Source organism: Bacillus sp. GW821-FHT01G09 (assembly GCF_059422205.1).
Genome location: NZ_JBWKWL010000005.1, coordinates 393,544 through 409,155 on the forward strand (window position 1 = coordinate 393,544; position 15,612 = coordinate 409,155).

Annotated in this window: 20 protein-coding genes; 8 read left to right on the forward strand and 12 right to left on the reverse strand. The window is 40.1% G+C overall.

The window, feature by feature from the left end:
• Positions 1-52: 52 nt before the first annotated feature.
• The 3 genes from AC07VD_RS18315 to AC07VD_RS18325 all read right to left on the reverse strand — a co-directional run bounded on the left by AC07VD_RS18315 (position 53) and on the right by AC07VD_RS18325 (position 901).
• Positions 53-496, reverse strand: coding sequence for a carboxymuconolactone decarboxylase family protein (locus AC07VD_RS18315; RefSeq protein ID WP_124060043.1), 444 nt, complete (start codon positions 494-496; stop codon positions 53-55).
• 85 nt (positions 497-581) lie between these two features.
• On the reverse strand, positions 582-761 hold the full coding sequence (locus AC07VD_RS18320; protein WP_010886421.1) for a hypothetical protein: 180 nt from the start codon (positions 759-761) through the stop codon (positions 582-584).
• On the reverse strand, positions 758-901 hold the full coding sequence (locus AC07VD_RS18325) for a hypothetical protein (protein ID WP_014478971.1): 144 nt from the start codon (positions 899-901) through the stop codon (positions 758-760). The genes AC07VD_RS18320 and AC07VD_RS18325 overlap by 4 nt, the downstream gene beginning before the upstream one ends.
• A gap of 267 nt (positions 902-1,168) precedes the next feature.
• Between AC07VD_RS18325 and ydfH the strand changes: the two genes are divergently transcribed.
• The 3 genes from ydfH (at position 1,169) to AC07VD_RS18340 (ending at position 5,316) form a co-directional block, all read left to right on the forward strand.
• Positions 1,169-2,392, forward strand: coding sequence for a two-component system sensor histidine kinase YdfH (gene ydfH, locus AC07VD_RS18330; protein WP_124060042.1), 1,224 nt, complete (start codon positions 1,169-1,171; stop codon positions 2,390-2,392).
• On the forward strand, positions 2,385-3,026 hold the full coding sequence (gene ydfI, locus AC07VD_RS18335; protein ID WP_015382876.1) for a two-component system response regulator YdfI: 642 nt from the start codon (positions 2,385-2,387) through the stop codon (positions 3,024-3,026). Before ydfH ends, ydfI begins: the two co-directional genes overlap by 8 nt.
• Before the next feature lie 115 nt (positions 3,027-3,141).
• The gene (locus AC07VD_RS18340) at positions 3,142-5,316 is read left to right on the forward strand and encodes an MMPL family transporter (protein WP_326237345.1); all 2,175 of its coding nucleotides are present in this window, start codon (positions 3,142-3,144) and stop codon (positions 5,314-5,316) included.
• Positions 5,317-5,729: 413 nt separating this feature from the next.
• On the opposite strand, the gene AC07VD_RS18345 is transcribed toward AC07VD_RS18340, so the two are convergent.
• The 4 genes from AC07VD_RS18345 to mneP all read right to left on the reverse strand — a co-directional run bounded on the left by AC07VD_RS18345 (position 5,730) and on the right by mneP (position 9,432).
• Positions 5,730-6,632, reverse strand: coding sequence for a carboxylesterase (locus AC07VD_RS18345; protein WP_494721905.1), 903 nt, complete (start codon positions 6,630-6,632; stop codon positions 5,730-5,732).
• Positions 6,633-6,835: 203 nt separating this feature from the next.
• Entirely contained in the window at positions 6,836-7,525 is a 690-nt protein-coding gene (locus tag AC07VD_RS18350) for a DUF554 domain-containing protein (protein WP_134155629.1), read from the reverse strand.
• A gap of 89 nt (positions 7,526-7,614) precedes the next feature.
• Positions 7,615-8,427: a MerR family transcriptional regulator gene (locus tag AC07VD_RS18355; RefSeq protein ID WP_124060038.1), complete on the reverse strand. Its 813-nt coding sequence runs from the start codon at positions 8,425-8,427 to the stop codon at positions 7,615-7,617.
• A 111-nt stretch (positions 8,428-8,538) separates the two neighbouring features.
• Complete coding sequence (gene mneP, locus AC07VD_RS18360) at positions 8,539-9,432, reverse strand: manganese transporter MneP (protein ID WP_038428417.1); 894 nt, start codon at positions 9,430-9,432, stop codon at positions 8,539-8,541.
• Between the two features lie 474 nt (positions 9,433-9,906).
• Here mneP and AC07VD_RS18365 point away from each other — a divergent pair, with 474 nt between their 5' ends.
• From AC07VD_RS18365 to AC07VD_RS18380, 4 genes are all read left to right on the forward strand, one after another.
• Positions 9,907-10,527 carry a nitroreductase family protein gene (locus AC07VD_RS18365; RefSeq protein ID WP_024572374.1) on the forward strand — a complete coding sequence of 207 codons (621 nt, stop codon included), beginning with the start codon at positions 9,907-9,909 and terminating at the stop codon, positions 10,525-10,527.
• Between the two features lie 15 nt (positions 10,528-10,542).
• Complete coding sequence (locus tag AC07VD_RS18370; RefSeq protein WP_014478981.1) at positions 10,543-11,481, forward strand: ring-cleaving dioxygenase; 939 nt, start codon at positions 10,543-10,545, stop codon at positions 11,479-11,481.
• 98 nt (positions 11,482-11,579) lie between these two features.
• On the forward strand, positions 11,580-11,969 hold the full coding sequence (locus AC07VD_RS18375) for a DoxX family protein (protein ID WP_003234169.1): 390 nt from the start codon (positions 11,580-11,582) through the stop codon (positions 11,967-11,969).
• 185 nt (positions 11,970-12,154) lie between these two features.
• Entirely contained in the window at positions 12,155-12,493 is a 339-nt protein-coding gene (locus AC07VD_RS18380; RefSeq protein ID WP_024572376.1) for a thioredoxin family protein, read from the forward strand.
• A gap of 50 nt (positions 12,494-12,543) precedes the next feature.
• Here AC07VD_RS18380 and AC07VD_RS18385 read toward each other — a convergent pair whose 3' ends face one another.
• The 4 genes from AC07VD_RS18385 to AC07VD_RS18400 form a co-directional block, all read right to left on the reverse strand.
• The gene (locus tag AC07VD_RS18385; RefSeq protein ID WP_015482867.1) at positions 12,544-12,780 is read right to left on the reverse strand and encodes a spore germination protein; all 237 of its coding nucleotides are present in this window, start codon (positions 12,778-12,780) and stop codon (positions 12,544-12,546) included.
• Between the two features lie 204 nt (positions 12,781-12,984).
• A complete protein-coding gene (locus AC07VD_RS18390; protein WP_009969672.1) occupies positions 12,985-13,278 on the reverse strand; it encodes a hypothetical protein in 294 nt (97 codons plus the stop codon).
• A gap of 32 nt (positions 13,279-13,310) precedes the next feature.
• Complete coding sequence (locus AC07VD_RS18395; RefSeq protein WP_024572979.1) at positions 13,311-13,541, reverse strand: spore germination protein; 231 nt, start codon at positions 13,539-13,541, stop codon at positions 13,311-13,313.
• 123 nt (positions 13,542-13,664) lie between these two features.
• Complete coding sequence (locus AC07VD_RS18400; protein WP_185157708.1) at positions 13,665-14,249, reverse strand: DUF421 domain-containing protein; 585 nt, start codon at positions 14,247-14,249, stop codon at positions 13,665-13,667.
• Between the two features lie 206 nt (positions 14,250-14,455).
• Here AC07VD_RS18400 and AC07VD_RS18405 point away from each other — a divergent pair, with 206 nt between their 5' ends.
• Positions 14,456-15,163 carry a DUF421 domain-containing protein gene (locus AC07VD_RS18405; protein ID WP_072175204.1) on the forward strand — a complete coding sequence of 236 codons (708 nt, stop codon included), beginning with the start codon at positions 14,456-14,458 and terminating at the stop codon, positions 15,161-15,163.
• A 14-nt stretch (positions 15,164-15,177) separates the two neighbouring features.
• On the opposite strand, the gene cotP is transcribed toward AC07VD_RS18405, so the two are convergent.
• A complete protein-coding gene (cotP, locus tag AC07VD_RS18410; RefSeq protein WP_069322405.1) occupies positions 15,178-15,609 on the reverse strand; it encodes a spore coat protein CotP in 432 nt (143 codons plus the stop codon).
• Positions 15,610-15,612 lie beyond the last annotated feature (3 nt).

Here is a 15,612-nt window from a genome sequence, read left to right on the forward strand (position 1 = left end):
GAGGCACGATATCTAGGAGGAGTAAGATTTGTTCTAATCTTACTCCTTCTTCTTAATTTGAAGCAGCTCGATTCCCCATTGCAATAGAGATGCGGTTCCAACTGTTTATTTGATTAATGATGAGAACAAGGTCAACATATTGTTTTTCATCATAATGTTCCCGCACCCGATGATATAGCTCATCAGGAACCCTTTTAGATGGAATGAGCGTGATGTGTTCAGATAGTTCGAGAGCCGCTTTCTCTTCAGGTGAGTAAAAATCACATTCATTCCAAGCATGTAAACAGTAAATTCGCTGTTCAGTTTCCCCCATTTTGCGGGCATCGGACGTATGCATATCTATGCAGTAGGCACAGCCGTTCATTTGAGAGACTCTGATTTTGATTAGTTCTCTCGTCGTTCGGTTAATTGAGGATTGTTTCGTGTATTTCTCCATATCCATCATGATTTTCATACCTTCAGGTGCAATCTCATAGTAGGACACTCTTTGACTCATAAAGCAAGACTCCTTTCCATAGAATACCTAGATTGTATCCCGGTATTGATCATTTTACCAATGTGCGGTTTGAATGACAGCTGTTTCAGCGTCTTTTGGAAAGAAGCTTCTTTGAATAAAAATAAGGGTAGCCAGCAATGATGAGTGGAGCTGCTAATGCAAGCAGTATCCATGAGCCTGATTGGCTGTCTCTAGTGACTCTAATGAATATATAAGTACCGATCAGAAAATATAATAAAGCACCTAGAAACCAATACATGTTCAATCCTCTTTTTCCTTGCTTTTTGGTTGCGCATTTTTGTCTGTCATATGGCTTAATCGATCAGGGTTCTGATTTTTTAATACCTTTTCGGTCCGGATTCCTTTTCTCTTTAATGATAAAATTGTGAGATCAATCGATTTCAATGATGATCATTCCTTCAATGAATAGTAAGTTCCTTATGATTTTAAAGGTAAATTTGAAAAGATAAAACGTACATAGAGGCAGAACGTTCATGTACGTTTGGGCAATGATCACTTGTTGGAAACTCTAATGTTTCCCTGCACCTGATATTGTTGTGTTCCTTCTCTTCCTATAAAATGATTGGATACATGTGTGTTTGCACGTTGAAATATGAGTTCGATTTTCATGAATCTCTATTCGGTGAAACAGGTAAAGGAAGTGGATAAGGTTTGCTTATAAGGAATCCTTTTAAAGATAAATATTACTCACATGATAGGCGGGCATTAAACATGCTTGCACTCAGAGTGCCGGGCCTGGCTTTTATTCTCATGATCTATATAGCCTCTATCGTGCTGCAATTTGTTTCTGGGGGCTGGTCCATTTTATTGCTTTATGCGTTTACCATATTAATCGCCATTTTTGCTTTGCTTCATTGGCACTCATATCGCTGGGTTAAGAAAAGAGTGATTCTGTATTTCGTGGTACAAGGTTTGATCACCTTTGCACTTGCTAATCTCATGACTGGCTTCTTTATACTTGTGATTATCGGCCTTTATGCATTTTTAATTGGACAAATTATAGGAATGGCAGACAGAAGAAGGACTTTTCTCATTCTTTATCTATTGCTGCTGCTGGTCATAAATTCGGCGTATCACCTTCATAAAGGTGAAGTTTTGCATTTTATTGTTATTGCTGCGCCGATCATGATTGTCATCATCACTTATGCCGCAACATTTTTTGCCCAAGTCGATGAAAAAATAAAAGCTCAATTGACTCTTGAAAGGCTGGAGCTGGCTCATCAGCAGGTAGAACAGCTGACGCTGCAGAACGAAAGACAGCGGATGGCCCGAGACTTACACGATACGCTTGCTCAAGGTCTTGTCAGTTTAAATATGCAGCTGGATGCGATTCATGTTCATCTCGCCAAAGGCAACACAGAGAGAGCGAAGGAAATCATACAACAATCGATGAAAAGAGTGAAAAGCACATTAGCTGATGCACGTTCAGCTATTGACGATCTCCGCAGCAAATCAGAAGAAATCGGTGTTTTAAAAGAAAGAATTACCTCGCTAATGGATCATTTTATAGAGTCGACAGGCATGGCTTGTTTATTAGATTACAGATTGCATCAGGTGCTGGATGTGCGTACAGCTGAAAACTGTTATTACATCATTGGAGAATGCATGACGAATGCGGCAAAGCATGCTGAGGCGAAAACAATCTGGATATCCATTTGGGATGATGAAAAGGGAAGGCTCCATTTAACAGTTAAGGATAACGGCAAGGGATTTGATGTTGAAAAAGGAAAGAAAAAGAGAGGACATTATGGGCTTCTTGGCATACAAGAACGCGTCAGGGCAATAAATGGCCAATTCAATATCAAGAGTACAAAATTGAAAGGAACACAAATTGAGATCACTGTACCAATTCAGGGAGAGATGCAAGATGAATAAGGTTTTAATCGTTGATGACCATCTTGTCGTGAGGGAAGGTCTGAAGCTTTTAATTGAAACGAATGATCAATACACCATTATAGGAGAGGCGGAAAATGGAAAAGTCGCAGTCCGTCTTGCAGATGAATTAGAACCGGATATCATTCTGATGGATTTGTATATGCCGGAGATGAGCGGGTTAGAGGCCATTAAACAAATAAAAGAAAAACACGATACCCCCATCATTATTTTGACTACATATAATGAAGATCACTTAATGATCGAAGGGATTGAATTAGGAGCGAAAGGATATCTGTTAAAGGATACGAGTTCAGAAACCCTTTTTCACACAATGGATGCAGCCATCAGAGGAAATGTGCTGTTGCAGCCTGATATCCTTAAACGTCTGCAAGAAATCCAATTTGAGCGAATGAAAAAGCAACGCAGTGAGACGCAGCTGACAGAAAAGGAAGTCATTGTTCTAAAAGCAATTGCTAAAGGTCTTAAAAGCAAAGCGATTGCCTTTGATTTGGGCGTCTCTGAGCGAACAGTAAAGTCCAGATTAACGTCCATTTACAATAAATTAGGCGCGAATTCAAGAACTGAGGCAGTAACGATTGCCATGCAAAAAGGTATTCTGACAATAGACAACTAAACTGCATATTTGAAAATTGCCCAAACGTACATGCCCGAATGTACGTTTTTTTCATTTCATTGTCAACTACAATGAGAAAGAATGTGATCAAGCAATGTGTTGAAAGGAGATTATCATGTCAAAAATGTTATATACATTAGGAGGATGGGTTGCTCGCAATCGCATAAAAGCAATTTGTGCGTGGATCGTTGTGTTAGTTGCTGCGATAGGCCTTGCAGTCACCTTAAAACCAAGTTTTTCTGAAGATATGTCCATACCTGACACACCTTCGGAAAAAGCGATGGATGTGATTCAGAAAGAATTTCCTCACGGTCCTGATAAAGGGAGCATACGGGTTATTTTCGGTGCTGGTGATGGGGAGAAACTTACTGGGAAGCCAGCAAAAAAAGCAATAGAAGATACGTTCAAAGAAATCAGTAAAGATGATTCTGTTGACTCGATTGCAAGTCCTTTTGTGACAGGGACAATCGCGAAAGATGGCACAGTTGCCTATGCTGATATCAAGTATAAATCATCAGCAGATGATATAAAGGATTACTCTATCAAACACTTAAAAGACAGTTTGAAAATGGCTGATGATGAAGGATTGCAAACTGAGCTAAGCGGAGATGTACCGGGAGCCGAGATGGAGATAGGCGGTGTCTCTGAAATTGTCGGCATTATCTTGGCTTTTGTCGTTTTAGCCATTACATTCGGTTCTTTATTAATAGCAGGTTTGCCGATTTTAACTGCAATGATTGGTTTAGGTGTAAGTATTGGACTGGTTTTGATTGGGACACAAGTATTTGATATTGCTTCCGTCAGTCTTTCATTAGCCGGAATGATTGGCCTTGCTGTTGGTATTGATTATGCTTTATTTATTTTTACGAAACACCGCCAGTTTTTAGGCGAAGGCATACAAAAGAATGAATCAATTGCGAGAGCCGTAGGAACAGCGGGAAGCGCAGTCGTTTTTGCCGGACTTACTGTTATCGTTGCACTTTGCGGATTAACTGTCGTTAACATTCCTTTTATGTCTGCGATGGGGCTGACAGCAGGGCTTAGTGTACTGATGGCTGTTTTGGCTTCCATCACCCTTGTGCCTGCGGTCTTATCGATTGCAGGGAAGCGGATGATTCCGAAATCAAACAAGAAAATAGAAAAACAAAGCACTGAAACAAATGTCTGGGGACGCTTTGTCACCAAAAATCCTATCATTCTAAGTGTATGCAGCATTCTGATTTTGATCGTCATTAGTATCCCATCTATGCATTTGGAACTGGGCTTGCCTGATGCTGGGATGAAAGCTAAGGATAATCCGGATCGCCGGGCATATGACTTGCTTGCCGAAGGCTTTGGAGAAGGATTTAATGGCCAATTAACAATCGTAGCGGATGCCACAAATGCTACAGAAAATAAGGCGGAGGCTTTCGCAGATGCAGTGAAAGAAATAAAGGGTTTAGACCATGTAGCAAGTGTCACCCCTGCAATGCCTAATAAAGAAGGGAACTTTGCCATCATTACGGTCGTTCCGGAAACAGGTCCAAATGATGTCACAACGAAAGATTTGGTACACGATGTACGCAGTTTGTCAGATAAAAACGGAGTAGATTTGCTTGTTACTGGATCGACTGCAGTGAATATTGACATTTCAGATCGCCTGAATGATGCGATACCGGTGTTTGCTGTACTTATTGTTGGATTTGCGTTTGTATTGCTGACCATCGTTTTCCGTTCGCTGCTTGTGCCGCTTGTTGCTGTTGCAGGTTTCATGTTGACGATGACAGCCACTCTTGGGATTTGTGTATTTGTCTTGCAAGACGGGAATCTCATCGACTTTTTCAAAATACCTGAAAGAGGGCCGATACTCGCGTTCCTGCCGATTTTATCTATTGGGATTCTGTTCGGGTTAGCCATGGATTATCAAGTATTCCTTGTCAGCAGAATGCGTGAAGAATATGTAAAAACAAAGAATCCAGTACAAGCCATTCAGGCTGGATTAAAACACAGTGGTCCTGTTGTTACAGCAGCCGGCTTGATCATGATCTTCGTTTTTGCAGGATTTATCTTTGCAGGCGAAGCTTCTATTAAAGCCAACGGATTAGCACTTTCCTTTGGTGTGCTCTTTGATGCCTTTATTGTAAGAATGACACTGATTCCAAGTGTCATGAAGCTGATGGGGAATGCAGCCTGGTATTTGCCGAAATGGTTAGACAAGATGATTCCGAACGTGGATATAGAAGGGCATCAACTGACAAAGGAAATACATCCGGAAATAGATCATGAACAAAAGAAACAAATCAGTGTGTAATAGAAAAAGCAGATCTTTAATGATCTGCTTTTTTGCTTATGGTGGTATTTGGAAGATGGAGTCGGCAGTTAAAAGGAGACACTTATGGCACAATCACTCATTTTCGGTATGGATGGAACTTTGTTTCATATTGGCGGAAGCTGCGTCATACTAGCAGGCATCCCAGGAGAAGTGATAAAGCATATCAAATGATTTTTTTGACGCTGCCTTCTCTCCGTGATGCCTAGGTTCTTGATAATTCTAAGAATAAACCAACTGATTATATAAGAAACCTAAAGAAACAAGCACACAAAACCAGCTGCGGGTTTTGTCCAAGAAAAATAGAGTCCATAAGAGGGACTCTATTTTTTGAAATGCCCGGCTAGAAGCATATTGCAGGACTTTATGAATGCAAATCACTATCTTATAAGCCCTTACCGTGAAATGCCTGTTTCTGCATTGAAAAAACGCATTACACGTTCATTTACGTAAGCGGGTTGTTCCATCGATAAAACATGTCCGGCATTTTTAATGACTTCCGCCTCAATATCAGGAACGAATGAAGAGGCTCGGTGCAGGGCTGAGTGGGGATCATAGATGACTTCATGTTCACCAAGTAATAATAGGGTAGGAACTCTTGCTGAACGTAATTCCTCATCGGTAAAAACATACGGAAATCCGTCGGCTTTAGGATTTGGATTTCTTGATCCATCCTGCCACATTACCCCTGCCTGAAACTGCTTCACAAAAATCGGGTGCAGCACATTCTGATCATTCATCATCCAATTTAAGAATTTTTCAACTCCATTTGACGCTGTAAGGCCAAGAGCGTATTTGTAGAAATCGTGATGAAATGGCAAAAACGTTTCTGCCGGACTCAGTATAGCTGCGCTTTTTACTCTCTCAGGCATACGCAAAAGGAAATTCATCGTATGGAGACCGCCAAGCGAAAGTCCGATCATGTGGGACTTTTCGATCCCCAGATTGTCAAACACATCAAGAAGCCAATTGGCGTAATCCGTTCTTGTACCGCTTAAATTCTCAGGAATACTCTTGTTTTTATCACCTATGATATCAACTGCATAAGTTCTGTATTTGCTGCTCCAATCGGCGATGTTGGGATACCACATCGTCGAGCTGAATAATGCTCCGTGGAGTAATACAAGCGGCGGGGCATCCTCTGGGCCGCTTGCAATCACATGTGTTTGACCAAAACGAGTAGATATATAGAATGATTTGCAACGGACCGGCCAAAGACTAAGGCTTTCATTATAAGTTTGATAATAGCGGATACCGTTGTCACTTAATTCGGGAATACTAGATGAATGGTTTGACATACAAATGCTCCTCCCAATTTTGTTTAAATGAATGTGCCGTTTCGTGATGGGGAATCTGATTTTGATATAACAGACTTTATTTACAATATAATACAGTTGTTATTCGACGTCAAATCCACGATGAAAAGGAAATAAAACGATTGGAACAGATTATTAAAAATCAATATAACAGAATATTAACCTCCTTTGTGGGAGCTGCTTCATTAAAACCGCAATCCAAATGCATGAATCATAAAAATCACAACAGGAGGGATCAGGAGGGAAGGCAGCAGATTCAGTGTTTTGAACTTCTTGATTCCAAGAATGCTTAGACCTGAACTGAGGATGAGTATGCCTCCCACAATTGTGATTTCATTAATAAGGTCTGTATTGATTGCGCTCTCCATTACTTGTGCAAATAAATAAATGGAGCCTTGCCAGGCAAATAATACAATGGCAGCAGCCGCTATTCCAAAACCAAAAGTTGAAGCGAGCACAATGGAGGTGATCCCATCTAACATCCCGTTTGTCAGAAGGTATGTATAATCTCCATGCAAAGCGGCTTCAACAGGGCCTAATATTGACAGCGAACCTATACAAAATAATAAGACCGCAGTTGATAAGCCCTCTGCTAAATTGCTTTTAGAAAATTTGTTCACCAGCTTGTTGAATCGTAATTCTAAATTGATGATCTGGCCTAGCAAACCTCCAATGGCTAAACTCACGATGAATAGAATGGGGTATTTACTATCAGGCAAGTGCTGTGTAATGGCGTTGATCCCCAGCGCGACCGCAGCGAATCCCATTGCCTGCATCAAAATATCCTGGTATTCATCTTTAATGCCTTTTTTGAATATCCCCCCGATTATGCTTCCTGCAATAATCATCACTGTGTTAAAAATCGTTCCAAACATAAGCTTTCTCCTCCAAAAATCATTCCTGCATAAAAAATAAACCCTCTAGTTAGTAGAGAGTCAAGGGAGATAAAAACATATTCATGAGATTATTTGATGGGCAGCAGGATTTCAGTCACATAATTATCTAGGTTATTCGTAATGCCATAATCAATGAGTGTGATTTCAATTGAGTCCCCTGCTACCTCATAATGATGTTCTTTCATATATGCCAGTAATTTTTTGTAGTATGGTTCGGCTTCTGGATGTGACCCTTTAAACCTAATTTGCAGATATTCTCTTGAAGGAAAGATGATTTCTGAAGAAGTTTTTTCATTTTCATCTTCAAGAATCATAAATATACTGGAATATTTGTCAAACTGTTTTGCTTTCACATTTGCTGCTGATATGGATAAACCGATCTTGCCTATGAATATATCTTCGTTCACATTCAGGTGGGTTCTCAATTCAGCTAACGAATGTTCGATATCATGGCCGAGAACGTATTCATGCTGCAAATAGGCCACACGCATTGCGGGAAGTTTGATTTTTGAAATTTGATGTAACGGCATGTTAACGGCATCTTCTATATGTGTGATGCGTCGGGAGATCTTTCGTTCAATGCGTTCCAATTCTTTCTTTTTGCGATCAATTTCAGCCTGCTGGCTTTTTAGTAAATGAAGAAGAGTGTTTGTATTTTGAGAGTTATAAAAATCAAGAAGCTTATTGATTGGCAGGCCTAGGGCCCTCAAATACTTGATGGTATCCAGCCGCTCAAACTGTTGGGTAGAATAATATCTATAGTTCGTTTGCCCATCTTTATATTCCGGTTTCAAAAGGCCGATTTCATCATAATACCGAAGAGCAGAGATTTTCACATTGAATAACCTTGACACTTCTCCAATCGAAAAAAATTCCTTCATTCTAACAACCTTTCTGTCCCTATGATTGATATACACACATTATATAGTACGGCGAGATCTAAAGGTAAAGTTTGCAGCAAAAAGAAAAAACTCCTTCTAAAAAGGAGCTTTTCATTCTTCGAAATAAGGATTTACATGGATGAGCACTTCTTCTACATCTGAAAACTGTCTTTTGATTTCATTTCGAATTTCGCGGGCGATGTCGTGTCCCTGCTTAATTGTCAAATCATGATCCAAAGATAAACGGACATCAAGCAATTTATAGTGGCCATGTTCTCGAGCGCGGATTCTATCAATTCGTTTTACTTGATCACATTGAAAAATAACAGCTTTATATTCCTCTATCAGCTCGGGATCAACACTCTTTTCCATGAGCACATCAACAGACGGCCTGATTAATTCCATTGAAATCTTAAAAATGAGGTAAGCAACGATTGCACTGGCAATGGCATCTGCGTACAACAGATAGGGCCAGCCGCGGGTGTTTCCGATGATAGCCAACAGGACGCCGATAAAAGCGGCAAGAGAGGCAACGATATCGCCTTTATGATCGTACGCAATCGCTATAATCGCTTTGCTGTTCCATTTTTCCCCTTGCTTTATAGAATAACGATATAAGATTTCCTTAGCCACGTATGAAATCAGAGCCGCAAACAATGCGCTGTATTGGGGAACGCTTGGCCCTTTAACAAAGGACAGAATCGCTTCTATGAGGATATAAACGGATACGATCACTAAGATAATTCCTACAATCGCCTCACTAATGACTTCAGCTTTTCCGTGACCAAAAGGATGGTCTTGATCGGGCGGTTTATTGGAAATGCCGATCACTGCCAAGACTGCAATCGAAGCAACGACATCTGCCGCGGAATGTATTCCGTCTGCAAACACGGCTTCACTATCGCCTGCCAGCCCAAAAAAGACCTTTCCTGCCATTAAGATCAGATTGGCGATCAATGCAATCAAAGCAACTTTTCTGCTTATTTGTTCTCTTTCACTTGCCATTTTTTCCTCCTATAAAACTGCACAAAAAAATAGGAGTGCTCTATACACGCTCTCCGTATCCTTTCCTGTGTAATCACTTTGCTTATCATACCAATTCAATTTCGAGTGGGTCTATAGCAACGTTGTTTCCTGTTTACTAATAAATAAGGTGACAGAAAAAAAGTTGGAGCTGTGCTAAAAGGTCATACAGCAAACAAATGAGTTCTTATGTAACAACAGTGATGATTCGCTATTAAAATGCTGCCGTCAGTGAAAAATTTCCACCTAATTTTCAAAAACCTATTGACATGAGAGGATCTGTATTTTACTATTATCTCATATTCAAGATATTTTAATTCGAGACATTCGATTGAAAAGATCAGCGATCAAGCGCAACTCTAAGTGTTCAATCGTTGTCAGTTCTTTTACACAATATTCAATATGATTTTTTATAACATAATATCTCGAATTCGAGATAAAAGGGAGTGTAGCGTAATGGCTGAATTTACTCATTTAGTCAATGAAAGACGATCTGCAAGCAATTTTCTTTCAGGTCATCCAATCACAAAAGAAGATCTCAATGAGATGTTTGAATTGGTTGCATTGGCACCATCGGCTTTTAATTTGCAGCATACAAAATATGTGACGGTTCTTGACCAGGACGTAAAGGAAAAGCTGAAGCAGGCCGCAAATGGACAATATAAAGTGATTAGCTCTTCTGCGGTTCTCTTAGTATTAGGGGATAAGCAGGCATATCAACAAGCTGCCGATATCTATGAAGGGTTAAAGGTATTGGGGATATTAAATAAGCAAGAGTATGACCACATGGTGCAAGACACCGTTTCGTTTTATGAAAACAGGGGAGAACAATTTAAGAGAGATGAGGCGATAAGGAATGCTTCACTTTCTGCGATGATGTTTATGCTGAGTGCTAAGGAAAAAGGCTGGGATACCTGCCCGATGATCGGCTTTGATGCGGAAGCCGTAAAACGGATTTTGAACATAGACGACCAATTTGAGGTTGTCATGATGATTACGATTGGAAAAGAAAAAACAGAGAGCAGAAGACCGCGCGGCTACCGGAAGCCTGTGAATGAGTTTGTTGAGTATATGTAAAAGGAGCGGATAAAAATGGCTAAAAAAACGATGGGAATTCATCATATTACAGCGATTGTCGGTCATCCTCAAGAGAACACAGATTTCTACGCAGGAGTGCTTGGGCTTCGTTTGGTCAAGCAAACTGTCAATTTTGATGACCCAGGTACGTATCATCTTTATTTTGGGAATGAAGGCGGGAAGCCGGGAACAATCATTACCTTCTTTCCGTGGGCCGGAGCCCGCCAAGGCGTCATTGGAGACGGTCAAGTTGGCGTGACTTCGTATGTCGTGCCGAAAGGGGCTATGGCATTTTGGGAAAAGAGACTAGAAAAGTTCAATGTTCCATACACCAAAATCGAGCGCTTTGGGGAACAATATGTAGAATTTGATGATCCTCATGGACTGCACTTAGAAATCGTGGAAAGAGAAGAAGGAGAGGCTAATACGTGGACTTTCGGAGATGTAACGCCCGATGTTGCCATTAAAGGTTTTGGGGGTGCAACCCTATTATCAGCGCAGCCTGACAAAACCGCTGAGCTTTTAGAAAACATCATGGGGCTGGAACGAGTCGGCAAAGAAGGAGACTTCGTTCGTTATCGTTCCGCCGGTGATATCGGAAATGTGATTGACCTTAAGTTAACGCCTATTGGCCGCGGGCAAATGGGGGCCGGAACGGTGCATCACATCGCTTGGCGGGCTAACGATGATGAAGATCAGTTAGATTGGCAAAGATATATTGCTTCCCACGGATATGGTGTAACTCCTGTTCGGGATAGAAACTACTTTAATGCCATTTACTTCAGGGAACATGGGGAAATCCTGTTTGAAATCGCAACTGATCCTCCAGGCTTTGCACATGATGAAACACAGGATACAATGGGCGAAAAACTGATGCTGCCTGTACAATATGAACCGCATCGCACACAAATTGAACAAGGGCTGCTGCCGTTTGAAGTAAGAGAGTTAGATTGATTTGACACATAAAAAATAAAGAAACATATATTCAATTGATGATTGCTGGATACTGTCAGCAAAGAATCAGATGAAATCAAAGATGAGGAGAGATACAAATGGAAGATGCAGGACTGTTGCTTATTCGTATAATGATTGGTGTAGTGTTTTTGTTTTATGGCACACAAAAATTATTCGGCTGGTTTGGCGGATACGGGATTAAAGGAACCGGACAATGGTTCGAATCAATTGGGGTGAAACCAGGAAACGTTGCGGCCGCTCTATCAGGTCTTGGGGAGTTAGTAAGCGGAATTCTATTTATTTTAGGCGTATTCCTCCCGCTTGGAGCTGCTATCATAACGATCATCATGTTAGGTGCTATCGTAAAAGTCCATGGAGCGAAAGGTTTTGCGAATGGCGCCGGAGGTTTTGAATATAACCTGGTGCTCATTGCAGTTTCCATAGGGGTTGCACTCATCGGTTCAGGAGCTTACGCTTTGCATTTTTAATACGAAAGTATGTAAGAACAGTTGCTGCTTGTCAGTAACTGTTCTTTTATTTTGACATTTTCGGCAAGCTTGCAGGTACTCTGCAAAGTAAAAAAGCGGATATAATAAATATAAATCAGTATAGTGAATGATACGTATTGATGAGCTTGGTTATAAAAGACAGACCTATTTGAAGGAGTAAATGGATGAAAGAGATGACAGAATTACATTCATTAGATTCTATAGATAATTTTATCAAACAGCACAAATTCAGTTTTATTTATATATCAAGGCCTGCCTGTACAGTATGTCACGCAGTCCTGCCCCAGCTCAGAATAGTATTGGATCAGTTTCCAAACATCAAATTGGGGCATATCAATGCTGACGATGTAGCAGAGGTCGCCGGCAGATTTTCAGTTTTCACCGTTCCTGTGCTTCTTTTGTTCATTGATGGGACTGAGTTTCTAAGAGAAGCCCGTTTTGTTCATTTTGAACAGCTTGAACAAAAGCTGAAAAGGGTTTATCGATTATATGAAGGCGAATAAAGAAATAAGGCAAAAAAAAGAACTCAAATGAGTTCTTTTTTTGCATCAATTTATTCTTCACTAGGCGAAGAAGGGTTATCAACCTGCCCTTGATCACTTGTATCATTATCACAACTTGCTGAAATAATAATTGAATTAGAAGGAGAGTAATCTCCTAATGTGAAATTGACACCGTAATTTTTGCTGTTCGCAGTATGGCTGTTTTGCAAGTTTTGTCCGATATCTGTATTGGCGTTTTGTGTCATTCCATTTATCGTGAGATTTGAGATGTTGATTTGAGATCGCATGCTTCAAGCTCCTTTCATTCAGAAGTAGCTGTCATAGAGGACGCTGGCAGTCTATTTACTTCTATGATATTGCGTTTTTATATCATTGCATCAACATAATGGTAAAAATAATAGCGAGTGAATGAGCATCTCTTTTGAAGATGATCAACCTATCAGCAGAAATAAAGCCGCCTGATAAAGAGGCGGCAGATCATTATATGTCATCTATGAATTTGATGTATCGTTTTTCGTTTGCCTAAAGGATAAGATGGTCGTTTTTAATGATGAGTAGGAGCCTATAGCAGCGTAGCCATAAAACCAGCCCATAAATACGCCAGAAAAGAGGCTGTGTCGATGGCTTATGAAAACAGAAATGACAAGGCCTGTTATTAAGGCAACTGACGGTACAAAAGTTTTGGGGATTTTCAATAATATTTTGAGGATTTGGGTTATCAATATGATGATTGGAACAGCTATCACAGCATCCCAAAAGTTCGTGTGAATAATTGGAAAAGCCATACGGCACCTCATGAAGTGTTAATTTCTTATTTTTACGCTAAAAGCTTGGAAAGCAGTCCTTGGACCGCATTTGTAACATGTAGGGCTTGATTGGCGGAGCTTGTTTGGCTTAAAGCATTGGATTCAAAAACCAAACCTGTATTATTCCCTCCGGAACCATCTGTCTCTTTAGAAACAGAGAAAGGGCTGATGGAAAATGCAAAACCGTTATTAAAAACGCTGTTTCCGGATATCGAATGAATATAAACTGGGAATTTCATCATTCATCTCTCCTCTCTGTTATGACTGTTTATACAATATGGTGTGTGAGCAGCAATTGCTTAAACAAAACGGCAAAAACATTCAGTGAGAGACAAAAACCTGCAAAATTCCCCAAGTGCCTTTTGTTAATGCAGTTTTTTAGGGATGTTTTTTTTATTCTTTTTGCCAATTTCATCAAAAATATTCTGATTGCTAGACAAATGGGCTTGTCCGTCCTTATTAATGAAATTCGGGTGAATGAGTTTTTTTAGATCCCTGACAGTTAAAGGTTTGGCGTCATCAGTTAATTCTATTCCTAATTGCCCGTTTGCCTCTAATGTCGCAATTTTGACATCTTGTATAGCCGTAACGCCGTGAAGCCGTAGCTGCATTTCAAGCTGATCAGCTGTAAGTCTCATCTTCTTTAAGTTTTCGATATGAAGCTGTCCGTTTTCAATAACAATTTTTGCTTTTCCGGTCAACATCTTTTCAATGAAGTTCGATCTCATTTGGATCCATTCCATAACGATGAGTGTAATTGTGAAAATTGCCGCCGCAATTAATGTTTTGAAGAGGCTGTACTCGATGATTGGCTGAACGATAATAGTTCCGATCGAAATCATGACAACCGTTTGAGTTGAAGTCATTTGTGCGATTGATTTTCTTCCTGAAATTCTTAGCAAAATGACTCCGGCTACAATGAGAACTAGAGATTCCCAAGTGAAATTCATGCTACCACCTGACCAATGATGAATTAGATTTGTCATGGGATTGGCTTTCCTTCCGGCCAATCGCAATTTAATATATCCGAAAGGCAGTCGGTTCATTCTGTCCTGAACCGAACAATATTTTTGGTATAGATGGATATATTAAGCCAAACAATGATAGCAGCAGGAGTTTTTGGCCAAACAATCTGGGAAGCGGGGAGCGCCATAGCATGATTGAACTTGAAGTTGTCATTAGAACGGTTGCCAGCTTTGGCTTGCTGTTAATCGCAGAACGAATTTTAGGCAAACAGACAATCTCTCAAATGACGATTTTTGATTTTATTGCGGCGATCACACTAGGGGCGATTGCCGGTGGATTAGCTTACAATACTTCAATAAAACCGCACAATATGGCCATTTCGTTTAGTATTTTTGTGTTAACCATTTTTCTAATTTCGTTTCTGTCGATAAAGAACAGGAAGCTGAGGAAATTTTTTGCCGGAGATCCAACAGTGCTGATTCAAAACGGGAAGATACTTGAATCAAATATGAGGAAAATGCGTTACACACTCGATTATTTAAATCAGCAATTGCGGGAAAAAGAAATATTTAATATCGAAGAAGTTCTTTTTGCCATTCTTGAAACGAATGGTCAGCTGACTGTGTTAAGAAAACCGCAATTCCGGCATGTGACCAAACAGGATTTAATGATTGCGGTAAACCAAGAACACAGGCTTCCGATAGAGCTTATTATGGACGGAGAAATCATTGAGAATAATTTAAAGCAGAATCGTTTGACGGAATCCTGGCTTTTGGAGGAATTGCGAAAAAGAGACATAAAGGTGAAAGAGACCGTGTACGCAGTGCTGCTGGGTAATGGGGATATTTATGTGGATCAGTATAAAGACCATATATCAGTCCCTATGGATAAGGAATGAAGGAACAATCAATCTTAAAGCCCCTTATTGAACGCAATGGTTTCAATTTGTCTTGGGTACGAAATGTGCAGAAGCCCGTTTAACAGCTGAATCTGTAACAAATGAGATTCAGCGGCTTCGGGAAGCTGAATGATTCGCTCAATTTCTCCGTAATACCGTTCACGCAGCACTTCCATTTCGGCAGGAAAAACAGGCGTGATCGTCCCTTTGATCAACAGCTGGGTTTTAGATAGTAAACGGATCGTTAATTCTTCCTCATACACACCGGGCATTTCCACAATGATAAAATTATATTCTTCATCTTGATAAAAGTCGTAAACAAATGTAGAAGCTTCGGAATCAAAAAAATGTTCCGGGGCTTTATATTTGAGCACATTTGTCCAAAAGTCACTTTGTTTATATTCATTCGTAATCTCAAGCCACTTTCGAATTTTTTCGAAATCCATATG